This is a genomic window from Bacteroidota bacterium (assembly GCA_016722565.1).
Classification (GTDB): domain Bacteria; phylum Bacteroidota; class Bacteroidia; order 2-12-FULL-35-15; family 2-12-FULL-35-15; genus 2-12-FULL-35-15.
Genome location: JADKIU010000001.1, coordinates 491,751 through 506,715, shown reverse-complemented (window position 1 = coordinate 506,715; position 14,965 = coordinate 491,751). Strand labels below are relative to the sequence as shown.

Annotated in this window: 18 protein-coding genes and 1 riboswitch; of the genes, 7 read left to right on the top strand and 11 right to left on the bottom strand. The window is 35.9% G+C overall.

Going from position 1 to position 14,965, the window contains the following annotated elements; genetic code table 11:
- Positions 1-6 precede the first annotated feature (6 nt).
- Positions 7-786 carry a methyltransferase domain-containing protein gene (locus IPP64_02005; protein ID MBL0328208.1) on the bottom strand — a complete coding sequence of 260 codons (780 nt, stop codon included), beginning with the start codon at positions 784-786 and terminating at the stop codon, positions 7-9.
- A gap of 173 nt (positions 787-959) precedes the next feature.
- Positions 960-1,065: riboswitch (SAM riboswitch) on the bottom strand.
- Positions 1,066-1,623: 558 nt separating this feature from the next.
- On the opposite strand from IPP64_02005, the gene IPP64_02000 reads away from it, so the two are divergent.
- From IPP64_02000 to IPP64_01990, 3 genes are all read left to right on the top strand, one after another.
- Positions 1,624-2,013: a hypothetical protein gene (locus IPP64_02000; protein MBL0328207.1), complete on the top strand. Its 390-nt coding sequence runs from the start codon at positions 1,624-1,626 to the stop codon at positions 2,011-2,013.
- 61 nt (positions 2,014-2,074) lie between these two features.
- Positions 2,075-2,710 (top strand): hypothetical protein, encoded by a 636-nt coding sequence (locus IPP64_01995; protein MBL0328206.1) that lies wholly within the window; start codon positions 2,075-2,077, stop codon positions 2,708-2,710.
- Between the two features lie 5 nt (positions 2,711-2,715).
- A complete protein-coding gene (locus IPP64_01990; GenBank protein ID MBL0328205.1) occupies positions 2,716-3,618 on the top strand; it encodes a DUF3078 domain-containing protein in 903 nt (300 codons plus the stop codon).
- 166 nt (positions 3,619-3,784) lie between these two features.
- Here IPP64_01990 and IPP64_01985 read toward each other — a convergent pair whose 3' ends face one another.
- Together IPP64_01985 and IPP64_01980 are read right to left on the bottom strand one after the other, a co-directional pair.
- Entirely contained in the window at positions 3,785-4,204 is a 420-nt protein-coding gene (locus IPP64_01985) for a hypothetical protein (GenBank protein MBL0328204.1), read from the bottom strand.
- Between the two features lie 45 nt (positions 4,205-4,249).
- The gene (locus IPP64_01980) at positions 4,250-5,155 is read right to left on the bottom strand and encodes a hypothetical protein (protein ID MBL0328203.1); all 906 of its coding nucleotides are present in this window, start codon (positions 5,153-5,155) and stop codon (positions 4,250-4,252) included.
- Between the two features lie 127 nt (positions 5,156-5,282).
- Here IPP64_01980 and IPP64_01975 point away from each other — a divergent pair, with 127 nt between their 5' ends.
- The 4 genes from IPP64_01975 to IPP64_01960 all read left to right on the top strand — a co-directional run bounded on the left by IPP64_01975 (position 5,283) and on the right by IPP64_01960 (position 10,246).
- Positions 5,283-6,602 carry a tetratricopeptide repeat protein gene (locus IPP64_01975; GenBank protein MBL0328202.1) on the top strand — a complete coding sequence of 440 codons (1,320 nt, stop codon included), beginning with the start codon at positions 5,283-5,285 and terminating at the stop codon, positions 6,600-6,602.
- A gap of 31 nt (positions 6,603-6,633) precedes the next feature.
- Positions 6,634-7,302: a tetratricopeptide repeat protein gene (locus IPP64_01970; GenBank protein ID MBL0328201.1), complete on the top strand. Its 669-nt coding sequence runs from the start codon at positions 6,634-6,636 to the stop codon at positions 7,300-7,302.
- 7 nt (positions 7,303-7,309) lie between these two features.
- On the top strand, positions 7,310-8,734 hold the full coding sequence (locus IPP64_01965) for a tetratricopeptide repeat protein (GenBank protein MBL0328200.1): 1,425 nt from the start codon (positions 7,310-7,312) through the stop codon (positions 8,732-8,734).
- Between the two features lie 135 nt (positions 8,735-8,869).
- Positions 8,870-10,246: a T9SS type A sorting domain-containing protein gene (locus IPP64_01960; GenBank protein MBL0328199.1), complete on the top strand. Its 1,377-nt coding sequence runs from the start codon at positions 8,870-8,872 to the stop codon at positions 10,244-10,246.
- Between the two features lie 4 nt (positions 10,247-10,250).
- On the opposite strand, the gene IPP64_01955 is transcribed toward IPP64_01960, so the two are convergent.
- The 8 genes from IPP64_01955 to cyoE form a co-directional block, all read right to left on the bottom strand.
- Positions 10,251-10,532: a hypothetical protein gene (locus IPP64_01955; protein ID MBL0328198.1), complete on the bottom strand. Its 282-nt coding sequence runs from the start codon at positions 10,530-10,532 to the stop codon at positions 10,251-10,253.
- 18 nt (positions 10,533-10,550) lie between these two features.
- Positions 10,551-11,102, bottom strand: coding sequence for a DUF420 domain-containing protein (locus IPP64_01950; GenBank protein ID MBL0328197.1), 552 nt, complete (start codon positions 11,100-11,102; stop codon positions 10,551-10,553).
- Positions 11,095-11,832 (bottom strand): SCO family protein, encoded by a 738-nt coding sequence (locus tag IPP64_01945; GenBank protein ID MBL0328196.1) that lies wholly within the window; start codon positions 11,830-11,832, stop codon positions 11,095-11,097. The genes IPP64_01950 and IPP64_01945 overlap by 8 nt, the downstream gene beginning before the upstream one ends.
- A 75-nt stretch (positions 11,833-11,907) precedes the next feature.
- Complete coding sequence (locus IPP64_01940; protein ID MBL0328195.1) at positions 11,908-12,084, bottom strand: hypothetical protein; 177 nt, start codon at positions 12,082-12,084, stop codon at positions 11,908-11,910.
- Entirely contained in the window at positions 12,081-12,449 is a 369-nt protein-coding gene (locus IPP64_01935) for a cytochrome C oxidase subunit IV family protein (GenBank protein MBL0328194.1), read from the bottom strand. The genes IPP64_01940 and IPP64_01935 overlap by 4 nt, the downstream gene beginning before the upstream one ends.
- 83 nt (positions 12,450-12,532) lie before the next feature.
- On the bottom strand, positions 12,533-13,261 hold the full coding sequence (locus IPP64_01930; GenBank protein ID MBL0328193.1) for a cytochrome c oxidase subunit 3: 729 nt from the start codon (positions 13,259-13,261) through the stop codon (positions 12,533-12,535).
- A gap of 85 nt (positions 13,262-13,346) precedes the next feature.
- Positions 13,347-13,952: a cytochrome c oxidase subunit 3 gene (locus IPP64_01925; protein ID MBL0328192.1), complete on the bottom strand. Its 606-nt coding sequence runs from the start codon at positions 13,950-13,952 to the stop codon at positions 13,347-13,349.
- Entirely contained in the window at positions 13,945-14,775 is an 831-nt protein-coding gene (gene cyoE, locus IPP64_01920) for a protoheme IX farnesyltransferase (protein ID MBL0328191.1), read from the bottom strand. Before cyoE ends, IPP64_01925 begins: the two co-directional genes overlap by 8 nt.
- Between the last annotated feature and the right edge of the window lie 190 nt (positions 14,776-14,965).

Sequence of the window (14,965 nt, the reverse complement as noted above, 5' to 3'; positions counted from 1 at the left end):
TTAAGGTTAATTTAATTTTCCGTAATAAATTTTTGTATCGTATTCAATTGTTACTTTTCCGTCTTCGGCAAAGCGCGTAAATATTTTTTTCAAAACGCTCATCATAAAATTAAAATCTGTATGTCCGGGTTCGGGCATATAAGAGGAAGAAAGAATTCTTCCTTTTAATCCTTCCAGATCAAAGTATTGATAATTTAAAAATGATTCCATTTGGTAAGCACTCTGCATGTTCGGCAAGCCGGCTTGAGCAAAAAAGTTGTTAAATATTTTTTCATCGATGTTCTTATGGTTTACTTGTAAATAATCGGTTGCAAACATTTTAATAAAATCTTCATACGCTTCTAAAAACTGTGTGGTGTCTGTTCTTCTATCGTTCCACATCAATACCACAACACCTTCTTTTTTTAATATTCTTTTAAATTCTTCCTTGCATTTCTCTTTATCAAACCAGTGAAATGCCTGTCCGGCTATAATCAAATCCAGGCTTCCAGTTTCCAAACCGGTATTTTCAGCGGTACCATTCACGCTGCTAAAATTTTTGTAGCCTTCCAATAATCGTTCACCCGCTTCGCGCATTTCTTTGTTGGGTTCTACACCAATCACGGAAAAGCCTTGTTTCAAAAACAATTCAGCCGATATACCGGTACCGGAGCCGATGTCGGCAATTACACTTCCTTCTTTTAAAAAACCTTTGTGTTTTAAAAAAGAAACTACCTCAGCCGGATAATCCGGGCGGTATTTAATGTAGTTGTCTACTCGGTTTGAAAAACGACTTAGTGTATTCATGACCTCACCCCCAGCCCCTCTCCTTGTATAAGGAGAGGGGAGCTTGATTCTAGTTCATTTAAATATCTTAGCCTCATTGTTTAAACTCAGTCTTATTAAATAAAAAAACTCCTCTCACTTTTCAGTCAGAGGAGTTATATTGTTTTGTTTTATTTATTTCAAAAATATACTCTGACTTATCTGTTCTTGCAATAAAGCAAGACAGGAATTAGCACCGTTTCATTACTGAAGGTTGCTAAGGCATCAAAGGGTCTGTCCCTCCGCCTTTCTTGATAAGTTATAAAGAACTGATACAAAGATAAGAAAAAAAGAGATAGGTGAAACGGGGGATGGATGAGGGGTTGGGGAGCTCGATACAATCCGTTGCATAAAGAAAAACATTTTAAAAAGCAAATATTAAGTACTTAGTTTTCGCGATTAAGTACTTAGTTAACACCATTTTAGTGTTCAAAACTATAACCATTTTATTCGGGACAAAAACTACAATTGTTTCTTCTGTCTTATGTTCAGATAATTAGAAAAGATTATACCTGGTTCGAAACCTTATTTTTCGAGAAATCGTGATTCGGAAAAATTTTGTATCGTCTAAATTTGCACCCGCTTAGTCGAATCAAAATATAGATTAAGAGAATAATTGAGCTAAAATAACGGCTCTTCATTTTTAACAAGTTGGCTTGACACTAACTGATAATGAAAGGAGGTAAACAAAAAAAGTAATTAAACATTAGTTGCCGACCACTCTTCTGAAGAGCCGTTAGCAGAGAAAACTTTGCAGCTTCAATGCAAGGATGAAATTAATCAATATTTATTAAAAACAATTAAATCCTTAAAAAAAGTATGAAAAAATTAATTATTGTAGCATTTATTTTATTAGTAAGCACAGTTACGTATGCTGGGCCGATTATTACACTGTCAATAGAGTTTGGGCATGGCACGGATTGTTCTGGCAGAGGCATTTGTAAAATCACTGTAGGAGGAACTATGAAAAGTTTTTCTGCAAATATAGATGACAATACTGGCAATCTCGAGCTCGTAATTGTAAAAGGTCAAAATACAATAAGTGCGTCTGAAGCACAATTTGTTAATGGTGTATTTGAAGTACCAGCAGCTTATTCATTAAGCGCTGAGGTTTGCAGTAAACTTGGCATTAACCAGTTTACAATAAAATCGGGCAAATATAAAATAGTAGAGACACGTAATCAATATAAAATTGTTTTTCAAAAATAATCTAAAACAAAAAGAGATACTACAATATGATTGTAGTATCTCTTTAATAAAAACAAAAATTATGAAACCACAACTTTTCTTAGTTTTCACATCCTTTATTTTACTATCAGGATGCACAAAAATAATGTTATACCAATTTGGAGTTAGAAATCCAAAAGTTGAAAACAAAAAACAAATAGAACACTATCTAAAATCTAACCAATTAATTGACACGAATTGCTACGCCCTAAAGGACACATCAATGTTAAATAAATTTAATAATGGCAATATCGGGATTCCTGAAATTCGATTTTACGACAAAAACGGGTACTTAATGTTATATCGGGATAACAAAAAATGTAATGCTCAAAACGATAGCTTAATAAGCTTTTTGAATCCCTCTAATGTAATTAAAATTGACTCTTCAAATAATCTTAAAATACACTTGAAGGAATTAAAAACTCTAGACGGCCAAGATCTAAAACAAGATGAATTTAACTCTTATGATTATTATCTGATAATGTATTGGGCTAAATGGACTGGAAAAGTGAATAGCAATAAAATGAAAAGTTGGGAGAGTAGTCTAGAAGAAAAAAATGATTTGAAAATTAAAACAATAAAAGTGACAACCGACTACATGAACTTTTGGGAACTGGATAAAAAAGACATGGCGAAGGTTTATTCAAGAAAAACAAAAGTAAAAAACAAAAATAAATAATTCGAATGCAGAATAAATTTCGAAATTATAAAATTGAAATTTGCTACATTCTGATTTTATTTACGATTAAAACCTTCGGATTTAATGCTAAGGACTCTTCAAGGAAGTCCCTAAATTTTCCCAACACAATAACCTATTCGAATAATTTCTCAGCATCCTATGTACATTACAAAAACTGGAAATACAATGGGAACAATAATTATTCTTTTTTAGTGCGTTCTGCAATTAATTATGATAGTATCGGAAATTTTTTAGAAACCCATATCCGTTTCAATGGTGAATTGGGTTATATGAAGTTTGTAGATAGTGTTTGGTATAAGAATTCAGATTGCATCGACTTTAGTACAGAGATTATAAAAAAAACAAATAAACAGTTTGAAAATATTTTTACTTTCTATTTCAATTCGCAATTTTTATCAACCTATGAAAACCAATATCACGATAGCGGATATTATTACAACCGTTGGGTTTCGGGCTTCGGAAATCCAATGAATATTGATTTAGGCTACGGAACAACATTTCGATTCTGGAAAACCAGTAGAATAAATTTAACATTTGTTACCCTAAGGACTTCAACCAGCCCTATTCTCGATTTCGAACCGAACAAACAACAAAATGATATTATCTATAACAAAACACTCATCACCTCCGAATATGGGATTGGATTACAAACTTATATTCGAAAAAGTTTCGGATCAAAAGTGCGCTGGGAAAATTATTCTCGCTGTTTTGCCAATGCAATCAACCGTTCTAAATTCGACATTGATTTTAGAAACAGAATAATCGTTAAAATCTTTAAATACTTAGATCTCATTTTTGACAATAGAATCCGGTATATGCCTTATCCTCCATATAAATTCCAATTCAGAAACGAAATCATGTTATCGTTCACCTTTGAAAAAATATAACACGGGTCGCTCCTATGGAGCTCTGTTTTTAACTCGAATCCTGTTTTAACTATAGAACGCTCCTACGGAGCTGCCAAAAATAAAAAACCCTTCTCCATTTTAAAGAGAAGGGTTTAAAAAATTACAATTCAAACTCCCTCTCCTTCGGAGAGGGCTGGGGTGAGGTCTACTTAAACCCAATCACAATTGCAACACAACCGCTTTTATCTTCAGTTGATCCTGCTGTTGCTTCGGGAGTTACTACTTCCAATGTTAAATCTTGTGACGACTCCACATTAAAATCCCACATAATGGTTCCGTATGCTTTGGTTGAATATACAATTACACCTTGTGCATCTTTTACATTCAACTGAATTTTTCCAAGCTTATCGTCTGCCGTGATTAACAAACGATATTCGTCACCATAATAAAAGGTAGACGAGAGTTGTGTTTTATCTCCGTTTAACAAAACCGTGCTAAACACTTGTTGGGTGTTTAAATAGGGTTTTAATTTGGATATACTCTTTTTTGCAAAACCATTGCATTGCGCAAAACTTGCTGTATTTACTATTAATACTATAAACAGTATTCTTAAAATCGTTGCCATATTGTTGGTGTTAAATAGTTAGTTTATGTTGTGGGGTGTTACCAATTATGGTTTAATAATTTTTGCTCTGATGGTTGCTACCAATTCTGTAATTTTTTCAATCTGCTCTTTTGATAATGTATAATTGGATTTTCCACCAATGGTCATTACCTTTTTAGTAGTATCCACGGTTGTGGTTGGTTTTTCTTCGGTTACAGCACTTTCGTCATAAATGGCTTTGATGCTTTTTAAATCGGCCAACACATCGTATCCGGATGAACCGTTTACGGTGCTTACCAACATAATTAAATTGCTGAGTGAGCCTCTGAATTCGCCAATGCGGGCATGAATGGCTTTGTTGTCTTTTACCGTTTTAGCAACTTGTGTTCCCACATACATACCTTCAATAAATCCACCTGCCAATACCAATACCGAAATATTGGATTGATCATTTTCTTTTAATGCTTCGTTGGAGTTAAGGAACAATTCGGAGATGATGTATAATAATGAATCGCGGTTACCGGTATTTTTTTCCATGCGCTCCATCACCGATGCCGAAAAGCTGGTGGTGATGCCTAAGTCTTCGGCTAATTTTTTAGAGCTGGTTAAATACGACATCACTTCTTGCGGTTGATTAAACACGGCTGAGTAGCTTAAGTCGGCACCATATACACCCAAATTGAGTGCTTTGCTATCTAATTTCGAATATTTTGCCGCATTGTCGGTCGGGTTTAACACCTTTTTATCATAGGTTGCTCCTGCACGTTGCAACATTTGTCCGAGCTGGATAGGCGAAGGAATAGAATAAAATGCATTTTCGGAAGTATGATGCGGCATGGAATCCAATACAGGAATGGAATCGTTGGCACCGGTTGAACCCTCGCCACCTTCGGAACCACAACCAACCAATACCAAGGCCGACATTAGAATACTTGCTTTTACACTGTTTTTAAAACCTGAATTTATAGCCATAGGAAAGAGTTTTAAACGATTTTTAGAATAACGCTATCAAATATAAAGTATTTTTTTTAAAATGTATTATGATTGTCCGGAATTGTTGATTTAAATGGCAGTATTAGTATATTTGACTATAAATTACATGAAACATTTTTTATCCATACTATTCCTTTCTATAAGTTTACTTGGGAGCGCTCAAGTGAATGTCGACAGCCTAATTAAGATCTGGAAGAATCCGAGTAAACCGGATACTTCACGAATGGAGGCGCTTTCTACTCTTAGCTTTGAAGCTTACATTTATTCCAACACCGATAGTTCATTTTATTATGCACAACAACTGTTTGATTATGCAAAAAAAGTGGGCAATAAAAAATATCAAGGTCAGGCTTTAAATACACAAGGCACCACCTTTTATTTTAAAGGCGATTATGCAAATGCAATCGACTATTTTACAAGAAGCTTAAAAATTAGAGAAGAGATTGGAGATAAAAAAGGGGAGGCATCCTGTATCAACAATATGGGTGCTATTTATACGGATCTGAAGAATTTAGATAAAGCACTTGAATACTATAAAAGGAGTTTAAAAATAAGAGAGGAAGTAGGCGATAAGAATGGCATGGCGGCTTCGTATAATAACCTTGGATCCATCTATTCCTCGAATGGTGAAAACACCCTCGCCATAGAATATTATACACGCAGCTTAAAAATACGCGAAGAGCTGGGAGACAATGTTGGTATTGCTACGGCCTATAATAATATTGGCAGCATTTATTACGATTTGAAAGACATTAAGAAGGCCCGCGACTATTATAACAGAGGATTAAAAATAAGGGAACAAGTTGGAGATATACGAGGGCAAGCCATGTCGTTTTACAATCTAGGAAAAACCTACCATGATGAAGCAGACTACAAAACAGCCATTGAATTATATGAGAAAGGTTTAAAAATTGCCAAAGAATCAGAAGCTGTACTTCATATGAGCCACCTCAGTTTTGCTTTATTTAAATGCTACAAACAAACGGGGCGCTATAAAGAATCACTTGCCATGCATGAGCTGTATACGCAAATGAATGATAGCATGCAAAGTGAGAACAGCCAAAGAGAAGTAATGCAGCAGGAAATGCAGTCGGCTTACGAAAAGCAAAAAGCATTGGACGAAAAAGAACGCGAGAAAGAAATTGCCATTGCTGCAGAACAAAAACAAAAACAAAACATTATTCTCTACAGCACTGCTGGTGGATTGATTCTGGTGATCCTCTTTTCGCTATTTGTAATCAATCGTTTGCGTATTACCAGAAAACAGAAAACCATTATTGAAGAACAAAAGAACATTGTGGATGAAAAGCAAAAAGAAATATTGGATAGCATCCAATATGCCAAACGTATTCAGCAATCATTGTTGCCGAATGAGAACTACATACACAAAAATCTGAAACGGTTGTTAAAGGATAAAAAGACTTAAATATATTTTATATCTTTCAGTATCGGTACACATGAATAAAATAAAAACTACTTTTCTACTACTCTTCTCGATGTTATGCTTGAGCCAAATTTCTTTTGCTCAAAAAACCGACAAACTAATTGATAGCTTGAAAACGGAAATAGCAAAAGCGACTGCCGACACCACTAAAATTAATTTGTTAAATGAAATTGCTCACGAATATGTTTCTAACGATTCAACCTTAGCGCACCAAAATGCTGCCGAAGCACTTGCCCTTGCTAAAAAAATAAAATATAAAAAAGGGGAGATGAATTCCTATAGTGTGCTCGGACTTATCCTCTACTATAGTAGCAACTACGACCAGGCATTGGAATACCACCAAATGGCAAAAAAAATGGCCGAGGAGCTGGGTGATAAATCGAGATTAGCTGTTGCCCTTAATAATATTGGATTAATCTACGATGATAAAGCAGATTATAACAAAGCTTTAAAATATTATATGGAATCGCTGGCCTTGGTGGAAGACACTGAAAAAGGCAAATGGCAGATGGGTAGCACGCTGAACAACATTGCATTGATTTATCAAATACAAAAAAAATACGATGAGGCGTTGGAATTTCACAACCGCTCATTGGCAATTAAAAAAGAAATAAATAATCAAAAAGGCATTGGCAGCTCCTTGCACAACATTGGCTTGGTATACAAACTGAAAGGGAGTTGAAAAAAGTTTGGAATACTATTCCATGGCGCTGAAAGTGAGAAGAGAAAACAATGACGACAATGGAACAGCTCTTACCTTAAATAATATTGGCAGTGTGTATGAGGATCAAAAGCTGTACGACAAGGCATATACTTGTTTTGAAGAATCGCTGGAGATTCGTAAAAAATTAAAAGATCGTTATGGGTTAGCTGTTTCACTTTACAGCATGGGCTCCAACCATTGCTCCCGCAACTTGTTTGCAAAAGGATTTGAATACTATAACCAAGCCTTGCAAATATCAAAGGAGATTGGCTCTAAAGATTTGATGAGTAGAGGCTACGAAATGATGGCCTTTGCATATCAGTCGCAGCACAATTATCAAAAAGCATACGAGTACCAAGGTTTGTTGATGAACATGAAGGATTCCATTTTTAATGCCGAGTCGAGCCGACAAATGAATGAGCTTCAAACAAAATACGAGAGTGAAAAAAAGCAAAAAGAAATTGAACTGCTTACCAAAAATGATGAAATAAAGGAACTGGAATTAAATAAAAACAAACTCTGGATGGTGGTATTAATCATCGCAGTATTGTTGATTTTATTGCTTACCGGCTTTTTATACAACCGCTATCAGTTAAAACAAAAAGCAAACGATTTATTAGAACACCGCAATTCCGAAATCACCTTACAGAAAAAAGAAATTACGGATAGCATTAACTATGCGAAGCGTATTCAAGAATCTATTCTGCCTCCGGTAGATCATTGGAAAAAAATATTACCCGAAAGTTTTATTTTTTATCGCCCGAAAGACATTGTGAGTGGTGATTTTTATTGGATTGAGCAAAAAGGTGATACCATTTGTTTTGCAGCTGTGGATTGCACCGGACACGGAGTGCCGGGCGCTTTAATGAGTGTAGTAGGATTTAACTTGTTGACACAAGCAGTAAACGAAGTGGGATTGTTAAAGCCTTCCGAAATTTTAAAACACCTGGATGCCGGTGTTACAAAAACATTACGTCAATCCGAAACGGGCAAAGGTGTAAAAGATGGAATGGATTTATCCTTGTGTACATTGAATCTAAAAACACTGGAGCTGCAATATGCCGGAGCATTTAATTCGTTATACTATATCACCAATGGTGCATTGAACGAAATAAAAGCAGATAAATTTCCGATTGGTGTAAACCTGGATGGAAGGGTTGACAATTATCAAAACCACACCATTCAATTGAAAAAAGGAGATTGTGTGTATTTGTATAGCGATGGGTATGCCGATCAGTTTGGTGGCCCCAAAGGCAAAAAATTCAAATACAAAAAATTGAAAGAATTATTAACTGAAATTTCTAACGACAAGATTGAGCGTCAGCAGCATATTATTGAAACCACCTTTGATGATTGGAAAGGGCCTTTGGAGCAGGTGGATGATGTTGTGATTATCGGATTAAAAATCTAAGAACGCAATAACATAAGATGCAGAATCGATAAAAATAAATAATTGAAAAGTACCTGAGACAATTTGTCGATATGTTCATCAAGTTTAATTTACAAATCTCGTTTTGAAAATCAAAGTTTGTACAAAAATATAGACATGATAAAATTTACTTCAAAATCGGTACCCATACTACTCTCTTTTCTATTTAATTACCTATCGAGTTCTGCACAAACAATTGCTGCTGGTGGGCTCCAATCTCTTGCTATATGCAACGATAGTATTGCATGGGCATGGGGGCAGAATAGTTATGGTGAACTTGGAAATGGAACAACAATAGGAAGTAATCTTCCTTTACAAGTTAGTTTTCTTTCAGATGTGACAGCTATTGCAGGAGGTTATGACCATTCTATTGCTCTAAAAAGTAACGGCACGGTGTGGACTTGGGGGAGAAATACAGAAGGTCAATTAGGAAATGGTAATAATATAAATAGTAGCATTCCTATTCAAGTAACATCTCTTTCAAATATTATAGCAATAGCTTCGGGACATCATTTTTCTTTAGCGCTTAAAAATGATGGGACTGTTTGGACGTGGGGAGATAATGATAATGGGCAATTAGGAGACTCTACAAATACAAATAGTAATCTTCCTGTACAGGCTTATTTTCTAACAGATATTATTTCCATTTCTTCTCTAGCAGACCACTTTCTAGCACTAAAAAATGATAGCACAGTATGGGCTTGTGGAAGCAACTCTTTTGGTCAGCTAGGCGATGGAACAACCGTTGATAGCAATTTTCCAATTCAAATAACAGCTCTGTCTGGAATCTCAAAAATTGCTTGCGGATACTATCATTCTCTCGCATTAAAAAGCGATAGTACTATTTGGTCCTGGGGTTATAATTTAAATGGACAACTCGGTGACGGCACAAATATAAATAGCAGTATTCCTAATCAAGTTTCATCTCTTTTTCCAGTTAAGGCAATTGCCGGAGGATTTATTCATTCGCTTGCAATAAAAAGTGATGGAACAATTTGGACCTGGGGTGGAAATGGAAATGGTCAACTTGGAAATGGCAGTTTTACATCTAGCAATATTCCTCTGCAAGTAAGTTCTCTCTCTAGTATTACTTCAATCGCTGGAAATGCACACTCCTTAGCATTAAAAAACGATGGAACACTTTGGGCCTTTGGATATAATGCAGCTGGCCAACTTGGTGATGGATCAACAACTACCAGAACCATTCCTATTCAAGTAAATAGTTTATGTCCAGTTATAAATAATATAATTGAGAACAATGAACATCAATATTTTTCAGTTTATCCCAATCCATCAAACGGAAAATTCACAATTGACGATTCATACTTAAAAGACAAAATTAAGGCAATTAAAATCTATACTATTCTTGGAGAAACAGTTTTTAATCAAATTTATGTTAAGGAAGTAAATATTTCAGAACTGCCTAGAGGAGTATATATTGTAGAATTGAGCAATAAAAAAAATACTTATAAGAAAAGAATAATCATTCAGTGAAGCATTAGTTAGCTTGCTTACGCGGAAAATGTTTGTTTTTCCAAGCAATAACTTTTGCATCAATTTGTTTTTTGAAAAAGAAATAACCACCCAACATTAAAATAATGTAAGGGATGGCCATCAAATACAAAATTCCAGTATTTAACTCACGACCGATAGAACCGCCTTCTTCCAGATTACTTTCAACAGAGCTTTTACACATGGCACATTGTGCAAATGTATTGGCATTCACAAAAAGTAAAAGCAGTACAAAAACAATTTTCGAAATGATTTTTTTCAATTTCATTCTTTTATATGTATAAAATTAATGCGTATAAAAAGGAGAAATCATCACATAAACAACAACACCTGTTATTGTTACATACAACCAAATGGGGTAACTCCAGCGGGTTAATTTTCTATGCTTTTTAATGTACTCCACTCCTCCTTCACTCTGTGCTTTTAAACCATAATAAAACGATAACAAAATTAGGGGTAAAACCAATGCAGCCAAAATAATATGACTGATTAATATCATCAAATAAACTGATCTTGCGGGCGCCTCAGCAGGGTAAGCTGTTTCTTGTGCCATCCAATGATAGGTAATATAGGAAACCAAGAAAAGTGACGATAATACAAAAGCAAAGATGTTTAACTTCTTATGGACAACAATGTTTTTTTGTTTAATCATGTATAATGATAAAAGCAACAACAAGGTACAGGTACCATTTATCATCGCATTGAGTTTAGGTAGTTTGTAAACAAAATCAGGAATCACTTCCGGAACAGGCAATATTTTTTTGTTGAGGATCACTACTGCAACAAAAACAAAAATGGAAATGCCCATTACTACTCTAAAAACTGCTTTATCACTCATTTGTTTTATTTTTTTCTGGTTTACCAATTACAACCTTATCCGGTTTTTGATGAATCATGTATTCTGCCATCAGCACTTTAATGTCGTCCATTAAATTACTTACTGCTTTAATATCGGTGCCATCATAAATTCCTCGGATGTGTTTTTCTTTATCAATTAAAATAAATAGTTCACTGTGTACAAAATCATCCGGTCCGCCATCCCCTTCAGTTGCATTCAACAAATAGCTGGTGCGTGCCATGTCGTACAATTCTTTTTTATCACCGGTAACAAAGGTCCACATTTTCGTATCGGCATGCACCATTTCAGAATATGCTTTCAACACAGGTACCGAATCGTTTTCAGGATCTACTGTATGCGAAAGGATTTGAACCAAGCCTTTGGTATATGCAAATTTGTTTTGCACACGCAATAACTCGGAAGTCATTTTCGGACAAATGGTTTTGCAGGTGGTAAAAAAATAATCGACTACATAAATTTTACCGTTATAATCTTTATCGGTAACTGTTTTACCATCTTGATTGATAAAGCTGAATGGAGCAACGGTGTGGTAGATGGTATCCTTTCCGTTCGGAGCGATTTCCTTTTCACCAAAATATTGCAAATGAATAAAGTTGGTTTTTCCTACCGATAAAAAAACATACAATGCTGAAGGGAATGAAAGCAAAAAGAGTAAAATAACAAGTTTCTTTTTGTCTTTATAGAATGGTGTTTTGGGTGCTGTATTCATGCACACAAAAGTACAAACAAAAATGGTCTCACAAAGCTTTGTGAGACCATTATATTATAGGATAAACTGTTAAAATTAGTGGTGTTCGCCTTCTGCAGGTTTTGCTGCTTCGCCATGCGCTTCGTGAGCCGCATCTGTTGCACCATGCTCTTCATGTGTTGCACCAGCCTCGTGTCCATGACCGCTTTTTGCTGCTTCGTTCAATTCAATTTTTTGTTGAATTACAATCGCATCCATTGGGTGCTTATTCACTTTCGCGTAGTTTGCTTCTTCCACACAAATCCAAACCAAATAAAGGATGAATACAGTGTAAGAGCCAATACTGACCATTTCATTACTTTTTTCTCATCACCTAAGTGCATGAAACTAAATACAATGAAAAATGCTTTACCAATTGTTAATCCAATGAAAATCACTTTCAAAATACCATTTGACGTTCTATCTTCATTTAACAAACCCCAGCTGGAAGCTTGAAAACCGATGATAAGTTCAACGATTGTAACACCAAGCATAATCCAGAAAACATTCCAAAGCTTTCTGCGCTTTTTCTTTCCTTCTTCTTCGCTGTGATGAGCCATTAACTCATATTGTGGGTAATCATCGTGAAATTCTGACATACTATATAATTTTTAAATCTTAAATTTTTAATTTTTAAACTTCGTCACTCTGAGTTGTCACCCTGAGCGTAGTCGAAGGGCTGTTACAATAGATAGAAGAAGGTAAATACGAATACCCAAACTAAATCCACAAAGTGCCAGTACAATCCTACTTTTTCAATCATTTCGTAGTGACCGCGTTTTTCGTAAGTGCCTGCAAGTACATTGATGAAAATAACAATATTGATAATTACACCACTGAATACGTGGAATCCGTGGAATCCGGTAATAAAGAAGAAGAAGTTCGCAAATACCGGTAATCCGTATTCATTCACCTTCATATTGGCACCATGGAACGTTTCCGTGACCCAAACACCATCGCTGTTTACGAAGTTACGCATTGCTCCGTGTTCAGTTCCAACGATGAAGTGATACCACTCCCAAGCTTGAGAACCAACGAACATGGCACCACCAATGATGGTAAGCAACATCCAGAATGTTACTTTTTTACGATCGTTTCGATGACCTGCTTCCACCGCTAATACCATGGTTACAGAGGACATAATCAAAATCAAGGTCATTAAACCTACGTATGCCAAAGGAATATGTCCTTCATAAAATGGGAAATGTGTAAACACATCACCCGGATTAGGCCATACTTCCGGATGTTTATGGCGCATAAAGCCATAAGCACATAATAAACCTGAGAATGTTAAAGCATCGGATACAAGGAAAAACCACATAAACATTTTTCCGTAACTAACACCAAACGGGGATTTCCCTCCATTCCAATCTGAGGTTGAATCTGTTTCTGATACTGCGTGACTTGACATACTTTTTACTAGTTATAATCTTGCTGATGCAAGAATGGTTTAAAATTTATTTCGGGTGCTAATATGCAAAATATTCCTTTAATTTTCAACGCAGGAATAACAAAAATAAAAACAAAAATACCCACAATACGTCCAGAAAGTGCCAAAAAATAGCACAAAGCCTTACTCCCAGTAGGTTTTCGGAGTTATAACGCTGTAATCTAGATTTAATCCAAACTACTGCTACTGCCCCAATCCCGAAAATTAAATGGGCCAAATGCAATCCTGTTAGTACATACATGAACGAACCCGCTGCATTGCTGTCTCTGCCTGCAAAAAACACCTTTTGATCCACCAAAACTCCCCACGCTTTAAATTGGAAAAAAACAAAGGCCAATCCTAACAAAAGTGTAATAAAAGAACCCATTTTCATTCCCTTATAATCGTTCTTTCTTGCAGACGCCAACGTCCAATTCATTGTAACACTGCTAATTATGATAATAGCGGTGCTCACATAAAACATTTGTGGAAGTTCAAAATGAACCCAAGCTCCTGCTCCTCTACTTACAATATAGGCACTGGTGCAGGCTCCGAAAAGCATGACCATCGAAATCATTGCGATCCACAACATGGGTATCGCTACTTTTTGTTTGAATTGGCGGTGTTCTTCGCCCGGTGTTAAGGTCGTTTCCATTTGAATAGGATTATCCATATAATACTGCTAATTGAATTGCCGGTAAATAAAAGAAAGAGCCGAACATCAACTTCCGTGCGGCTTCTACTGTACAATCTCTGTACAAAATATAAGCTTGATATAAAAAATAAATACTGCAAAAAGAGATAATCAAGGATGAAATCAGTCCGGAATAGTGGAACATTACCGGCATTAAACTAATCGGATATAAAAATAAGGTATACACCAACACTTGGTAAGCACTGCTTTTATCGCGTCCTCCGGGTGATGGCAACATTTTGAACCCCGCTTTTTTATAGTCGTCATCTAACACCCAAGCAATCGCCCAAAAGTGTGGAAACTGCCAAATAAATTGGCCAGCAAACAAAATCCAACCGATTAATGGAACGGAACCAAAGCCTTCTGTTGCCGCCACACAGCCCAACAAAGGTGGGATTGCACCTGGAAAAGCGCCTACAAATACTGCAAAGGGAGTAATTCTTTTTAGTGGAGTGTACACAACCGTGTAAAGGATTAAAGCCAGCAAACCTAAAATTCCACTCAACGGATTCATAAAAACCCATAAAATAGTAATCCCAATAATTCCGGTAATCGAAGCCAAAATCAATGCTTCAGTGACACTCATTCGCTCTTGAGGAAGCGGACGGTTTTGGGTACGCGTCATTAATTTATCTAAATCGCGTTCAAGGATTTGATTAAAACCATTGGAAGAACCGGTCACCAAAAATCCTCCTAACACCAACCACCCCATTTTTGCCCAATCCAACTCTTTTGAAGCTGCAGCAAAAGCAATGCCCGCAGAGATTACAACAAGTGACGCCAAACGAAACTTCATAAACATTGCGTAGTCACGCAGTTTACTGGTCTGAAGCTCTGATTTTTCGATGATATTTACGTTTTCGGTCTGCAAGGTGCTCGCTTTTTAAAAAGCACTGCAATTTTACCAATTATTAGGGGAATCTGAAAGGGAAAAGTGAGAATTTAGACTATTTCTTAATTGAAGGGGATGAAATTTCATCCCCTTCAGAAAC

Bases quoted from the DNA above. Each gene is read 5' to 3' on its own strand.
- IPP64_01975 (MBL0328202.1), top strand. From the start codon at position 5,283: ATGAAACATTTTTTATCCATACTATTCCTTTCTATAAGTTTACTTGGG.
- IPP64_01925 (MBL0328192.1), bottom strand. From the start codon at position 13,952: ATGGATAATCCTATTCAAATGGAAACGACCTTAACACCGGGCGAAGAA.
- IPP64_01990 (MBL0328205.1), top strand. From the start codon at position 2,716: ATGCAGAATAAATTTCGAAATTATAAAATTGAAATTTGCTACATTCTG.
- IPP64_02000 (MBL0328207.1), top strand. From the start codon at position 1,624: ATGAAAAAATTAATTATTGTAGCATTTATTTTATTAGTAAGCACAGTT.
- IPP64_01995 (MBL0328206.1), top strand. From the start codon at position 2,075: ATGAAACCACAACTTTTCTTAGTTTTCACATCCTTTATTTTACTATCA.
- IPP64_01960 (MBL0328199.1), top strand. From the start codon at position 8,870: ATGATAAAATTTACTTCAAAATCGGTACCCATACTACTCTCTTTTCTA.
- IPP64_01930 (MBL0328193.1), bottom strand. From the start codon at position 13,261: ATGTCAAGTCACGCAGTATCAGAAACAGATTCAACCTCAGATTGGAAT.
- IPP64_02005 (MBL0328208.1), bottom strand. From the start codon at position 786: ATGAATACACTAAGTCGTTTTTCAAACCGAGTAGACAACTACATTAAA.
- cyoE (MBL0328191.1), bottom strand. From the start codon at position 14,775: ATGTTTATGAAGTTTCGTTTGGCGTCACTTGTTGTAATCTCTGCGGGC.
- IPP64_01935 (MBL0328194.1), bottom strand. From the start codon at position 12,449: ATGTCAGAATTTCACGATGATTACCCACAATATGAGTTAATGGCTCAT.
- IPP64_01950 (MBL0328197.1), bottom strand. From the start codon at position 11,102: ATGAGTGATAAAGCAGTTTTTAGAGTAGTAATGGGCATTTCCATTTTT.
- IPP64_01955 (MBL0328198.1), bottom strand. From the start codon at position 10,532: ATGAAATTGAAAAAAATCATTTCGAAAATTGTTTTTGTACTGCTTTTA.
- IPP64_01985 (MBL0328204.1), bottom strand. From the start codon at position 4,204: ATGGCAACGATTTTAAGAATACTGTTTATAGTATTAATAGTAAATACA.
- IPP64_01980 (MBL0328203.1), bottom strand. From the start codon at position 5,155: ATGGCTATAAATTCAGGTTTTAAAAACAGTGTAAAAGCAAGTATTCTA.
- IPP64_01945 (MBL0328196.1), bottom strand. From the start codon at position 11,832: ATGAATACAGCACCCAAAACACCATTCTATAAAGACAAAAAGAAACTT.
- IPP64_01970 (MBL0328201.1), top strand. From the start codon at position 6,634: ATGAATAAAATAAAAACTACTTTTCTACTACTCTTCTCGATGTTATGC.